The organism is Sphingobacterium litopenaei, assembly GCF_014692495.1.
In the GTDB taxonomy this organism is placed as follows: Bacteria; Bacteroidota; Bacteroidia; order Sphingobacteriales; family Sphingobacteriaceae; genus Sphingobacterium; species Sphingobacterium litopenaei.
Window position 1 is genome coordinate 1 of sequence record NZ_JACOIJ010000009.1, and the last position, 13800, is coordinate 13800.

At 35.6% G+C, this 13800-nt stretch carries 9 protein-coding genes and 3 pseudogenes; 5 read left to right on the forward strand and 7 right to left on the reverse strand.

Going from position 1 to position 13800, the window contains the following annotated elements; genetic code table 11:
• Positions 1-430: pseudogene (locus H8B04_RS06495) on the reverse strand (hypothetical protein); the annotation flags it as partial.
• 220 nt (positions 431-650) lie between these two features.
• Here H8B04_RS06495 and H8B04_RS06500 point away from each other — a divergent pair.
• A complete protein-coding gene (locus tag H8B04_RS06500) occupies positions 651-1316 on the forward strand; it encodes a replication initiation protein (protein ID WP_223815305.1) in 666 nt (221 codons plus the stop codon).
• 776 nt (positions 1317-2092) lie between these two features.
• Here the strand turns inward: H8B04_RS06500 and H8B04_RS17455 are convergent.
• The 4 genes and pseudogenes from H8B04_RS17455 to H8B04_RS06515 form a co-directional block, all read right to left on the reverse strand.
• Positions 2093-2215, reverse strand: coding sequence for an integrase core domain-containing protein (locus H8B04_RS17455; protein ID WP_394354872.1), 123 nt, complete (start codon positions 2213-2215; stop codon positions 2093-2095).
• A gap of 74 nt (positions 2216-2289) precedes the next feature.
• Positions 2290-2943: pseudogene (locus tag H8B04_RS06505) on the reverse strand (IS3 family transposase); the annotation flags it as partial.
• The gene (locus H8B04_RS06510; protein ID WP_190301817.1) at positions 2940-3218 is read right to left on the reverse strand and encodes a transposase; all 279 of its coding nucleotides are present in this window, start codon (positions 3216-3218) and stop codon (positions 2940-2942) included. The gene H8B04_RS06510 and the pseudogene H8B04_RS06505, both read right to left, overlap by 4 nt.
• 14 nt (positions 3219-3232) lie before the next feature.
• Positions 3233-3517: pseudogene (locus tag H8B04_RS06515) on the reverse strand (transposase); the annotation flags it as partial.
• Positions 3518-3607: 90 nt separating this feature from the next.
• On the opposite strand from H8B04_RS06515, the gene H8B04_RS06520 reads away from it, so the two are divergent.
• Positions 3608-5098: an IS1634 family transposase gene (locus H8B04_RS06520; protein ID WP_190301818.1), complete on the forward strand. Its 1491-nt coding sequence runs from the start codon at positions 3608-3610 to the stop codon at positions 5096-5098.
• Between the two features lie 315 nt (positions 5099-5413).
• Here H8B04_RS06520 and H8B04_RS06525 read toward each other — a convergent pair whose 3' ends face one another.
• Positions 5414-6862 carry a sulfatase gene (locus tag H8B04_RS06525; protein WP_223815306.1) on the reverse strand — a complete coding sequence of 483 codons (1449 nt, stop codon included), beginning with the start codon at positions 6860-6862 and terminating at the stop codon, positions 5414-5416.
• A gap of 55 nt (positions 6863-6917) precedes the next feature.
• Positions 6918-8288, reverse strand: coding sequence for an alpha-L-fucosidase (locus H8B04_RS06530; protein WP_190301820.1), 1371 nt, complete (start codon positions 8286-8288; stop codon positions 6918-6920).
• Positions 8289-8525: 237 nt separating this feature from the next.
• Here H8B04_RS06530 and H8B04_RS06535 point away from each other — a divergent pair, with 237 nt between their 5' ends.
• From H8B04_RS06535 to H8B04_RS06545, 3 genes are all read left to right on the forward strand, one after another.
• The gene (locus tag H8B04_RS06535; protein WP_149915216.1) at positions 8526-9050 is read left to right on the forward strand and encodes an RNA polymerase sigma-70 factor; all 525 of its coding nucleotides are present in this window, start codon (positions 8526-8528) and stop codon (positions 9048-9050) included.
• A gap of 60 nt (positions 9051-9110) precedes the next feature.
• Positions 9111-10220: a FecR family protein gene (locus tag H8B04_RS06540; RefSeq protein WP_149915215.1), complete on the forward strand. Its 1110-nt coding sequence runs from the start codon at positions 9111-9113 to the stop codon at positions 10218-10220.
• 137 nt (positions 10221-10357) lie between these two features.
• Positions 10358-13795, forward strand: coding sequence for a TonB-dependent receptor (locus tag H8B04_RS06545; protein WP_223815307.1), 3438 nt, complete (start codon positions 10358-10360; stop codon positions 13793-13795).
• Positions 13796-13800: the final 5 nt, after the last annotated feature.

The window sequence follows — 13800 nt, forward strand, 5'->3', positions numbered from 1 at the left end:
AATCAATTTCTAAAAGTCTGCCTGGCTCATGATCAAAATGCATAGTAGAATTACCTTTACGCAAATGATCCTGTAAAAGTTCACAGAATCTAGAATAACCAAAACCATCCGGGTATTCAGAAATATAATCTTGCCACAACAATTGACGAGTTACACCTACACGGCGAAGTTCAGTAGTAAAATATTCATAATGGGATTCTAAATGTAATTGTCTTGCATCTTTTACTACAGTCTCCTTTTTATCAATATTGAGATAAACTTGAAGATCATGGTCATTAAACAATAGAAGCTCCTGAATGCTTAGGCCGCTAGAAGTAAAGGTTTTAATATACCCAGCTATCGTCCGTCTATTTATACCTGTCTCTCTTTCTATTGATCGTTGAGAAAAACCACGCTCGACAAACAGTAATATCTGTCTAATTTTTTGCATACTTAGAGGTTTATTTGCCATAATTAGGAATATATCTGATCCCTAACTTAGCAATCATTTTATCTAAATATCCAGTGGTGTACTTTGTCGCGGAATAATTGGTGTAGTATGCGCCGGAATGTCAGTTCAAAATATACATAAGATTATTCTAACTGATGAATCAAACCTGTACAACGCTATTAATTAGTGGTGTACTTTGGAGCGGAATGACTGGTGTACTTTGCTGTGGAATGGTGGTGTAGTATGGTCCGGAATATTCACTGATAAACCAAATAATTCCTCAATAGTAAAAATCAACATGAATGTTGTAGTTGCAAGACTTTTCATAAATTTCTGCAGGAATGAAAAACGTGAACCAATATATTATTCAAAAATCAATACAAATATCAGGCTTATTACAAAAAGCAAAAATACCATCAAACTTTATATTTATTTATGTCTCTGGAGAAATGTAAATTTTCTTAGAAAGAATTTTGTAGAAATTTGTGATATTTTAGGGTTACCTAAATCCTATTATAATCCCAATAATTTTAAGAAGCACATAATTGAGGTAGCCTATCCCATTTTAAAAAAATTTGGTGATGTATGGTATGAATTAGAGGATACAAAAATATCTAAGAATAACAAGAATGAATACATACTAGAATGTAAAATTTACACTAAAGAGAATGCAGAAAATGAGGCATTGAAGAAAAACAACATAATCAATATGATGAAGTTGCATTTCAATTTAAATGAAAAAGACATATCAGACATTAGTGACATTATATCATCTACCTCTACTAAAGCGTTGTCAGAAAAAATAATATATATAAATGATAACCTAAAAGGTGTTCATAATAAGGCAGAATACGTAAAAAAAGCATTAATCAATGAATTCAAGTAAAAAATGTTGGGTTTATTTAACAGAAGGAGTTATAAGTTGGGTTTTCTTACACGTAAATGTTGGGTTTCTTTAATACAAAGTTGGGTTTTCTTAATAGAAAAGTTGGGTTTTCTTAATAATTACGCCACAAAATTTAAAGATAAATAATTGAATAAAAGCGCTTTATAAGACTAAAAAATTTCCCTACAATATATCAATAGATTAACAAATATATTATCAAGTAAAATATGACAGCTGTTTAGTGAGAATTTCGCATTGTAAAAGTGGTATTTTTATTGATTTTCAATAAAATCAAATCTTTGATATTTTAGAATCAATAATGAAAAAGCGAAAGTTGGGTTTTCTTAATAACTCATTAAAAAATTGAAATTAATATAATTTATGTGACCTTTGGGTCACAAATTTTCGTTGTTTAGAGAATGATATAATTTAAATGCTTTAATATATATTATAATTACAGATTATGTTTTTTAAAAGTGATATTAGATTGTGACCCAAAGGTCACAAATGAAGATTGTAAATAATTCTTCATTGTCAGTTGGAAAATTGATACTTTGTTATATTGTTATATTGCTATATTGCTATATTGTTATATTGTTATATTGTTAATAACAATGTAGCAACCAATGTAGTAAAAAGGTGATGTCTACCCCAAGATCTTTTACTTTAGAGACATTGTATTTAACAAACTATTATTTAACGTGAGTTCGGTTTAAGCAGCAAGGAATATGATACTCCCTATTTGTTGGACAACTTTTTACTAAACTAAGATATAATTACGATACATTTTTAATTTCCTGATAGAACTTTTCATCCGGTGTTATTCGTCCTAAGGACTTATGCCTTCTTTCGGAGTTGTAAAATGATACGTACTCTTTAATCTGCCTGTACAGATCCACACCCCCATTGGTGGATTGAGATATATTTTCTCTCTTTTAAGTGATCCCCAGAATCTTTCAATGTAGATATTATCCAATGCTCTACCCTTGCCGTCCATCGATATTTTTACCTCATTTTTCTGCAAGACTTTCACAAAAACTTCAGATGTAAACTGAGACCCCTGATCGGTATTGAATATCTCGGGCTTACCATGCCTTTGGATCGTATCTATCAAAACATCCCTACACCATTCGGCATTCATCGTATTGGATACCTCCCAGCCCATTATCTTTCGGCTAAATACGTCGATGATAGCAAACATATACATAAAGCCTTTAAACATGGGTATGTACGTGATATCTGCCTGCCATACCTGAGCAGGCCTTTCGATCTTAAGGTTCCGGAGAAGGTACGGAAATTTATAGTCTGCCTTATTTGATTTGCTCAAGTTCTTTTTAGGATGTATGGTTTTCAGGTTCATGAGCTTATACAGCCTACGAACGCGCTTATATCCGACTAAATAACCTAGATCTTGTCTCAAATAATCTGTCATCCGCTCTACCCCGTAGAATGGACAATCCAGGAATTTGCGATCTATCGCATTCATAACCTGTAAGTTGAATAGGGATTCCCCCTTGGGTTTAAAATAATAACTGCTACGGGGTAACTCCATAACCTTGCACTGTCTGTAAACGCTCATTTTCTTATAGGATGGGCAAACAAGCCCGCGTTTCTCTTCTAAGCTCATTTGCCCAATACTTTTTTTAAGAAATCAACCTGTATCTGTAGTTCCCCAATCTTGGAATAAAGCTCTTTCTCTTTGGAATCATCCTTTATCGGGCTTTTCTCTGTGGTAAAAACCGATTCTGCATTATCTAGAAACTCCCGCTTCCAGCTGTTGATCTGTGTTGGGTGTAACTCGTATTTAACAGCCAGTTCCTGGATGGTCTGCTGCTCCTTGATGGCTTCTATGGCTACCTTCGCCTTAAAGCTTGCACTGAATTTCCTGCGTTCTTTTTTCATTCTCAACTGCTAATTTAAACATTTATGCAGTTGTCCAATATTTGGGTAGTATTACAGAATAATTGATTTTCTTGCTGTTCAAACTGAATGTTTAAAGAAGGTTTTTTAGGAAAAAAAGCATAGGCTGCCAAAGCTCCTAAAATATTTAACAAGAAGTTGTTTACCGACCTGTGTCTGGTATGTTGTAGCTTGCAAATGTTCTTTAGTTCATCATTTACACATTCAATAATCGCTCTTTTTCGGAGCATTATTTTATCGGTTTGACTTAAGTTCATTCCTTTCATATTTTTTCCTGACTTGTCCGGTCTAATTTAGGAAACTTTATAAGTTGCTGATAATGTTGCCATTAGTTCTTTAAAAATCGTGTTTTGCTGACCTAAAGTGTAAAAATGCTTAAAATCAGGCAAATTAAGTATAGTAAAGGGTCGACATCTGTACAAGTTTATGAAATCAAGAATCGTAAACGTGTTATTGTTCGGCACATTGGCACAGCTAGAGATTCAGATGAACTAAAAAAATTGATCACCTTAGCTCAAGATTTCATAAAGAAATTTAGTAGTCAGCTATTTCTTTATCAGGATGTTAATTCTAACTATATCATAAATGTTAAACAGACTGAATTCTTAGGTATTTATTATGGTTTTGTTTATGAATTAATTCATAAGTTATTCATTTCTATAGGATTTGATAAAATACAGAATCCATTTTTATTGGATTTAGTAATTATTAGGATGCTAGAGCCAGCCTCTAAACTTCGTTCGGTAAGTTTAATAGAAGAATATTTTGGTGTAAAGTATCATCGACAGCGATATTATGAATCTGCACCACTTTGGTTATCCTTAAAATCTAAAGTTGAGACAATTGCTGTTAAATTTGCACAGAAACATTATTTATTTGATTATAATCTAGTTTTTTATGATGTAACTACTTTATATTTTGAAACTTTTGAATCGGATGATCTACGTAAAAATGGTTTTTCAAAGGATAGTAAGTCGCAACAACCTCAGATTCTTATTGGATTAATGGTCACCAAAGAAGGAATTCCAGTTGCTTATGATGTATTCCCAGGCAACACTTTTGAAGGACACACCTTCATACCCATGATCGAGAAGTTTATTTCTAAATATAATGTGAAATCATTTACGGTTGTTGCTGATGCAGCTATGATTAGCCATCATAATAGTAATCAGCTGAATCTGAAGGGTATCAACTTTATTGTAGTTGCTCGACTACGCAACCTTTCAACTAACTTACTAGAAGACATTAACAAATCACTAGTGCGAAAAGACGGTCAAAGCATTCGAATAAAGACCGAGAATGGAGACTTAATTTGCAGTTATTCCTCCGTAAGTTACCGAAAAGATAAATATGAGATGGAAAAGCAAATCGAAAAGGCAAACTATTTAATTGCAAATCCAGGAAAAAGTAAAAAACTAAAGTTTACTAAAGCAACGGGTGAAAAGTTAGAACTCAATCAAGGACTTATTGATAAGACAATAAAATTATTAGGTGTTAAGGGTTATTACACTAATTTGAAAGAGTCTCAAGTTAGTAATCAGATGATTATCGAGAGATATCGCGAATTATACCGAGTAGAACAAGCATTTAGAATTACTAAAAGTGATTTACAAACTAGGCCAATTTTCCATTATAAGGAAGAACCAATAAAACTCCATGTGCTAATTTGTTTCATCGCTTTATTCAGTTCTAAGCATATAGAGTTAAAAACGGAAACATCAATAAAGAGCTTTATGCACGAATGCAAAAAAATAACAGATGCACGATTAAAAAACAAAATTACAAACGAAGAAATAAAAATGAGAGCTACCAGAACTCCTGAAATACTCAATTTTCTAACAAAATTGAACCTGCTGACCTAAATTGGACAAGTCAGGAACTTGTAGCTCACACAGTGGCTAAACACTGACAAATTCCTGTCAAACTAAAAAAGGCCGCCTCAATTATTTTGAGACGGCCTCATTCAACCATTGACACAGTTTATTTTACACTCCCGAAGGTTACTGCTATGTTATTTTAAAATATCTTTAGCAGTAGCCTTCATTATTTGTAGAAATTTTCGTTTTATTATACCATTAACTTTCCCCACTTTAAAATCATTCTCTATATTTATTAAATCCACTTTTATCACTTATTTAAGTATGCTTTAATTTATATTCCCTAATTTTTCAACTGTCTTATTTTTCAACTGTTTTTGAAGGTACGGGACTGCTGCTGCTTTTTATACGAGTATGTAAAATCTCCTTTAATTCAGTTGCTATACTCTGAACTTCTTTTACTGCAATTAGGTTATTCTTTTCCCCAATATCATCAATTAAATGGTAAAGTTCATAGCTATCTTGGCGCCAATTGTATATAAGTTTGAAGAAGCCTTTCCTTACCGCTGATTTATAGTTAAAGCCATCGCCATCATTCTGGGTCCATTTATTTGGAGTATGAAAAAATAATGGTCTACTATCCGTATCATTCTTTGTTTTTCCATCTAGATACCCCATAGCAGATCTACCATCGATTTTTTGCGGTAATGCACTATATCTGACTTTACTCATGTCTAAAATAGTAGGGAATATATCCTCAATAATAACAGGCGTGTCAATTCTTTTTCCCTTTACATTTCCTTTAGTGCCTTTTATGATCAGCGGCACTCTTATGCCACCTTCATAAATTGAACCCTTTCCTGAGCGTAACGGCGCATTATGCGTATGGGGCTCTCCATCTCGTGGTGGAGTAAGGCTTAATCCTCCATTATCGCTAATGAATATGATGTGCGTGTTATCTATAATTGCATGTTTTTCTAAGTATGCTAAAATATCACCCAAGCTCTTATCCATCCCTTCAATCATTGAGGCATACTTGGCTTCATTCTTACTCAAGCCCTGCGCTAGGTATTTTTCATAATACCTATTGTCTGCCATCAACGGGTCGTGAAGGGCATAATGACCTAAATTTAAAAAGAAGGGCAGCTTATTTTTGACGGGATAGTCTAGCGCTTTTAAAGCTTCCAAAGTCAGTGCCTCCGTCAAATAAATATCTTTACCAAAATATTCCTGCATATTTTCAACCCCATGGTAGTCTGCTGTATTTCTTCCAAAATTCTCTTTACCCAAAAAGCTGGCAGGTCTACCCGTGGATGTGCCTGCAATATTGACGATAAATCCTAAAGAATAAGGATTTGATCCAGGCGTTCCAGATGAGGCCCAGTGCGCTTTTCCTGCATGAATGGTAAAATAGCCGTTGTCTTTTAGAATTTGAGATATGGGGGTTGCATAAGCCGTATGGGGGATACCTGGAACTGGGCTAAGTCCATTGTGATTCCATTTGGGTTCAGCAAATTGCTTGTCTTTTTGGCCCGTAGGAGCATCTTTGAAAGGTGATGTCCAGTTGGTTACCTGATGTTGAAGGACATTCATACCTGTTAGTAAGCTCACGCGCGATGGCGTACAGACCGGTGTACTATAAGCGTTTGTAAAGGCAACACCCATTTTAGCCAATTTCTGCATATTTGGGGTGCTATAGATTTTATTATATGCGCTTAGCGCCGAATCAAAAGGATATGAGGTATCCTGCCAGCCCATATCATCTACCATAAATACAATAATATTAGGTTTCTTCTGCGCTTGAAGCATACTTATGTTTACAAGCAGGATTATTATAAAGGCAAATTTTAGTCTTCTTTTCATCTTATTTATTACTGTATAGTGAGAAATTAATGATTTTAGGTGTGGCCCTACTTGAAGTTACCCTCACACGCCAATTATTTGCAATAATAGGCATTTCTAATTTTTTAATGTACTTATGTCCTACAGCCGTTCCTGAATCTATTATCTTCCATGATTTACCCATCTTGACCTCTACCGCAAATTCCATTATTCGGTGGCCATAAGCTATATCTTCTTGTAGCATGATATGTGTGACAGGTATTTTTTTTTCGTTTTTAATTACGGCAATAAGTCCATCCGAATTCACTTTTGCGATAGGATTATCAAATAAGCGATTTATTTCTTTCCCAAATTCCTCTAATCTTTTAAAATCTCCAGCAGGGACTAGTCCCGATGTATCGGGCGTTATGCCTAAAATAAGAGTAGAATTTCGACCTACAGATTTCAGATACATATCCACTAAATCTGCTAGGGGATAAACGCTATTCTCGTCGCCTGGCTCCCAGAACCATTCATGTCTACCATTGTGCCCACGTAGTGGTGCATCCGACATAGCGGGGACGAAATATTTGCCATCTGCATCACCATGCTTTAATAGGTGGTATTTATTCTTACTTATTTCTGAAGGTGCAGATTCGCCAGATCCTGTAAAGTTAAAAGGAAATGTGGACCAATTCGGGTAGCCAACAGTTCCGCTTTCAGACCCTGCCCAACGTGCCTGGGCAAGCTGATCATTATGATAGAAAAGACAATTGGGTTGCAGCTTTTTAACAATAGGAAGCACATCGGGCGCACCCTTATCGGGATGGCTTGCCCCGCCGTCAAACCATATTTCAAAAAGTTCGCCATAATTGCTACAGATTTCTTCAACCATACCTTCAGCCATTAGGTTATAATGGGCTTGCCTATTTTCCTGCATTTCCCCATCTCCCTGCACCCTAAAATCATGCACTCCAAAAAAGCTATTCCACCTTATTCCAAGATAAACCCCAGGCTTAATATCATGTTTTCTACATGCCTGAACAAAATCTTTAACAAGATCAGCCTTTCCGTCTTTATAATTTAACTGACTAATATTGTACGGGTTGTATTTAGAGGGGAATAAGGCAAAGCCTGTCTCATGGGTAGCTGTAATTATAGCAAATTTCGCACCCATGGCCTTGGCACTTAGCACCCACTGCTCCACATCCAGCTTACTAGGATTAAAAATTTGGATGTCTTGAACCGGCATAAGTCTATTTTTACTTTGATTGTATTTAACACCATCAAAGACATGAAGATCATAGTGAAAGACTGCTCCTAACTCCGCTCTTTGCCAGTCTACTTGAGTAGAACTTGGCAGAATTATTTCCTGTGCATATAATTCAGTGCTTAGTATATTAAAAAAACTCATGCACAGTAAACCTAAGTAGTATTTCAACAAGTTTTGTATTCTCATAAATATGTTAAAAAATATCGTTTATTTCTTATAGGACGATTAACACTCTCAGGAGAATGACTCTAATTAAATATTATTTTTATAAAACGATTTTGATGTGCCGATTTGAAAAACAATTACTAATATTGTCAGTAATAACTAATTTGAATCCTGCAAGAGTGAATAGTAATTGTACTATTATACCTTTAGATTATGATTAAACCGGATAAAAAAACTGAAACTGAATTTCAATTAATTTATCGCGATCATTATGCGCAGTTGTATTTGCATGCCTTAAAAATGCTAAAGGATAATGAAGAAGCTAAGGATATTGTACACGAAGTATTCACTAGACTGTGGCTGAAATTTACGCAGCTCCCGGAAAACATAAATATCAAATCGTATTTACTAGTTGCTGTGCGCAATGCCGTTCTTGATCGCTTTTCGAAAGATACGGTACGAAGGAAGTATTTATCTCAGCTGGACCCCAGCGACTTTTTATATTTTAATGATCAGGCAGAAATAGAAACTGAGCTAATGGGCATCATTGAAAATGAAATAGCGCAGCTACCCGAGCAGATGCGAATCGTTTTTATGCAAAGTCGCTTCCACGATAAGTCCAATTCGCAAATCGCTGATGAACTAAATATTTCTATTAACACCGTTAAAACTCATATTAGCAGAGCCATTAAACGTCTTAAATTAAAGACACAGCATTTTTTTTCTCTTTTTATATAATCTCTTGTCATCCCTTTTCTATCTCATCCCGTTTGTAAGATAGTAGATAGCCAAATTAGGATGAACAATAATGCAATAGACGAGCTTTTAAGTAAATGGAAACAGGGAACTCTTTCTGAAAAGGAAAAAAAGGTTCTTATGTCCTGGTATATAAGACAGGCTAAACAGCAGCTCAATTATGAGATTGATACTGCTCAATTTTCAAAAGATTTACAAGAGCTAAAGAATTATAATTTTAAATCAAGGAAAACTAAAATTAGGTCTCTGAGGCCCTATTACTCTGCCGCAGCGTTAATACTGGTCTTCATAAGCTTCATCTTTATAGCAGTATATTATAACTCATCCACGAAGATGTCTTCCAGCGATCCTATATTTTCCCAAGGAAACCGTGCCATATTACATCAAATTAATGGAGAAAGTGTAGCCTTGGAAGACTTTAAATCAGGAGATAAGGTTATAAATGATCATTTTACGACAACAAAAATTGATAGTGGAACTATTGTATATTCTTTAAACGGAAACCATAAACAAATACCCGACTATTATGAGGAAATTACCACGCCAAAAGGTGGGGAGTTTAAAGTTATTTTAACCGATGGTACTAAAGTCTGGTTAAATAATAAAACCAAACTTAAATTTTTTATTTCTAGCACTACAGCTGAGCGTCACGTATGGCTCCAAGGGGAAGCTTTTTTTGAGGTGGCGCACGATAAGGATCGTCCGTTTTTTGTTACCACTGGCAAACAAAAAGTCAAAGTATTGGGCACTGCATTCAATATTAATACAAATGATAATCAAATTGTAACTACCCTAGTGTCTGGGAAAGTAGCAATTAATTCCAATAAAATAATACTTAAGCCCGGTGAGCAGTCAATAACCCATGATTACACCAATTATAAAGTTTCTCAGGTTGATATAGAAGCCTATGTATCCTGGAAGAATGGTTATTTTCTGTTCAATTATGAACCCCTTAGTGAGGTCTTAAGTAAGCTTGGCGATTGGTATGATGTGGATTTTGAAGTGGAGCAGGATTTGGGGGATGAAAAAGTATGGGCAACTGTTTCCCGAAAAAGAAATCTACAAGATGCACTAAAACTTATTGAGAAATCGGGCATTGCAAAATTCACGATTAATAAAGAAAGGAGGATAAGCGTACAGAGAGTGAAGTAATATATAAGTATACTGGAGAACTGCCATTCCCCAGTACATATTCATTAAATAAATAATTTAATTACTAACCAAATATAATGAAAAATAAACTTTTAGAGCAGAGCCACTACTGCTCTGTTAACAGATATATTTTATATATGAAATTAACACTTCTATTTTCTTTTTTTGTTGTACTAAACAGTTGGGCTACAGTGAGTGGGCAGGTAATTACAATAAAAGGAAAAAATATTCAGATTTCTGATTTTTTCAAAGCCATAAAGCAACAAACCGGATATGATGTGATTTCTCGGGGCCAAACAATACATCAGCAAAAATTAGATTTGAACTTCAACAATACGCCATTATCCCAGGCTTTAGATATGGTGTCAAAAAACAGAAATCTGACTTACATCATAGAGAATAAAGCCATCATTATCACTAAGAAATCTTCAAATACAGAGCGTGTTTCTAATTTGAAGGTGCCTGCTTTTAGCGACCCACTGGCTCAAAATCAGGTGCATGGAAGGGTGCTAGGGGCTAATAATCAGCCTCTTTCTAATGTGACAATAAACATCCTCGAGACAGAGCAAATTACCCAAACTGATCAACAAGGTAATTTTAAAATCAATGCATCTGTAGGTGATGTTTTAAAGTTTTCTTATCTAGGCTATCAGGCACAAAAGATTACTATTAAAGATTTAAATCAATTAACAATTACTCTGTTAGAATCTCAAGAGGGACTAGATGAAGTTGTAGTAGTGGGTTTCGGCTTGCAAAAGAAAACTAATGTAACAGGTGCAATAGCAACTGTTGATACTAAATTATTAGAATCACGGCCTGTAACATCAGTCACTCAAGCCCTACAAGGTACCGTTCCAGGACTTAATATTTCTACTAATTCCTTAGGGGGACAATTGGGACAAAGTATGAATGTTAATATTCGAGGTACAGGAACAATAGGTACAGGTTCCTCCGCGAGCGCACTAGTGCTTATTGATGGAATTGAAGGAAATATGAATAATTTAAATGCCGATGATATTGAGTCTATTTCTGTATTAAAGGATGCCTCGGCAGCCTCAATATATGGATCAAGGGCTGCTTTTGGCGTGATTTTAATCACTACTAAATCGGGAAAGTCAGGCTCTTCAATTATTTCCTACACCAATAACTTCCGTAATGCAGCACCCATGAACATGCCCCATTTATTGAACTCCTTTGATTTTGCCCATTATTTTAATGAATCTGCAATCAATAACGGGGGACAGACAATATTTGATGTTAACACCATTGAGCGTATTAGTGATTTTATTGCCGGAAATATCACAACAACGACTATTCCAAATGAGGGTAATGGCAACTGGCAATTTCATGAGCGTGCCAATGATAATGTGAATTGGTATGATGTGCATTATAAAAGTGCATGGTCGGCAGAAAATAATATAAATTTTAATGGTGGATCTGATAAATATCAGTACTACGCCTCGGCTAACTATTTGGATCAGAATGGAAATTTAAGGTATGGTGAGGATAGATTTAAACGTTTTCAAACCATGGGTAAAATCAATGCAAAAATTAATGATTTTGTAGATCTTAAAGTGACCTCCAGATTCGTACGTACCCATCTCAATAACCCGTATTACAGTAGTCTTTCAGGATTATTATATCATGATATTGTTCGCATGTGGCCTATGATGCCTTATAAAGATCCTAATGGACATTACATGCGAAATGGAAAACTAGCGCAGCTTACAAACGGAAGCAGGTCTATTACTAATAATGATAATGTTTTTTTACAAGGGCAAATCGTTATTCACCCGGCAGCAGGATGGAATATATATGCCGAGGCAGGGCTTCGTACCATTAATGAAAATAACCAAAGCAACGTAAATTCCGTCTATGAATATAATGTTAAAGGAGAGCCACTGCTTCTGCAATTCGATGGTACTCGACCATTAGGGGCAACGGAGGCTTCTCAGTCATATAGCAATCAGAACATGTATACCACCAGTATGTATTCTGATTATACCCAGCAGCTAGATAATCATCTTGTGAAAATGATGATCGGAGCCAATACAGAGCTATTTAAATTTAGAAATTTAGGCGCCATGCGGCCTAATTTATATTCGGAATCAGTTCCCGAAATAAGTGCCGCAGGTGGAATCGATAAGATTACAGCTGCTAATGTATATGACTGGGCTACAGCAGGATTTTTTGGACGTTTAAATTACGATTATGCAGATAAGTATTTATTGGAAGTAAATCTTAGATATGATGGATCCTCAAGATTCTTAAGCGATCAACGCTGGTCTCTCTTTCCTAGTTTTTCTGTGGGTTGGAATTTGGCTAAAGAAAATTTTATGTCCTTTAATACTTTATTCACCGTCATAAAGCCTAGGTTTTCTTGGGGGAGGTTGGGAAATCAAAATACCAATAATATTTACCCATTCTATCTTACGCAGCCTATCACTGCAAATGGAGGAAACTGGCTTGTGGGCGGCGTAAAACCTACAATAGCGTCTGTTCCTGGTATGATAAGCAGTACCCTTACTTGGGAGAAAATAAACACCAAAAACTTAGGTTTGGATATGGTGGGATTTTCCAATCGATTTAGCCTAAGTTTCGATTATTTCAATCGCCTTACAGAAGGAATGGTAGGACCAGCGGCGGAAATTGGAGCTATTTTTGGAACATCTTTGCCTAATACCAATAATGCAACTTTAGATAACAAAGGCTGGGAGCTCGTATTGGGATGGCGTGATAAAATAGGACAGCTGGGCTATAATATAAGTGCAAATTTAGCAGACAATATTGTTAAAGTTAAAAAATACCCTAATGCATCAAATGCGTTATCTACGTATTACAACGGCCAGGTTTTAGGTGAAATTTGGGGTTACCATACCCAAGGTATTGCCACCTCAAATGAACAAATGAACGACTGGTTATCCAATAATAAACCGACATGGGGGGCAAATTGGGGAGAAGGAGATATCATGTATAAAGATATAAATGGCGATGGCGAGGTGAATATGGGGTCCAATACATTAGACGATCCAGGAGACCGAAGTATTATTGGTAATAGCACACCGCGCTACTTATTTGGATTAAACATAGCGCTGGACTGGAAAGGGCTGGATTTTAGTGCTTTTTTGCAAGGGGTTGCAAAGCGTGATGCATGGTTAAGCGATCCAAACTTTTGGGGTGTGGGCACTGGACAGTGGCAGTCAACGGGTTTTGTCGAGCATCTTGATTATTACCGCCCTGAAGGCACAACATCTGTTTTTGGCGCGAATACCTCAGCCTATTATCCTAAACCGTATTTAAGTCAGACAATGAATCAAGAGGTACAAACTCGATATTTGCAAAATGCTTCATACTTGCGTTTAAAGAATATTCAGTTAGGGTATACACTAGATGCTAATTTATTGGCAAAAGCCAAAATTCGTAAAGCTAGATTTTACCTGAGCGCAGAGAACCTAATGACCGTAAGTAGCATATTAGATGTGTACGATCCCGAAGCAATTAATGGTCCTTATGGTAATGGTAAGACTTATCCACTTTCCCGTACCATTTCCTTGGGGTGTAATTTGACATTTTAAACTGA

Coding starts and splice junctions, on each gene's coding strand:
- H8B04_RS06530 (WP_190301820.1), bottom strand. CDS start 8,288: ATGAGTTTTTTTAATATACTAAGCACTGAATTATATGCACAGGAAATA.
- H8B04_RS06535 (WP_149915216.1), top strand. CDS start 8,526: ATGATTAAACCGGATAAAAAAACTGAAACTGAATTTCAATTAATTTAT.
- H8B04_RS06510 (WP_190301817.1), bottom strand. CDS start 3,218: ATGAAAAAAGAACGCAGGAAATTCAGTGCAAGCTTTAAGGCGAAGGTA.
- H8B04_RS06520 (WP_190301818.1), top strand. CDS start 3,608: ATGCTTAAAATCAGGCAAATTAAGTATAGTAAAGGGTCGACATCTGTA.
- H8B04_RS06545 (WP_223815307.1), top strand. CDS start 10,358: ATGAAATTAACACTTCTATTTTCTTTTTTTGTTGTACTAAACAGTTGG.
- H8B04_RS06525 (WP_223815306.1), bottom strand. CDS start 6,862: ATGCTTCAAGCGCAGAAGAAACCTAATATTATTGTATTTATGGTAGAT.
- H8B04_RS06540 (WP_149915215.1), top strand. CDS start 9,111: ATGAACAATAATGCAATAGACGAGCTTTTAAGTAAATGGAAACAGGGA.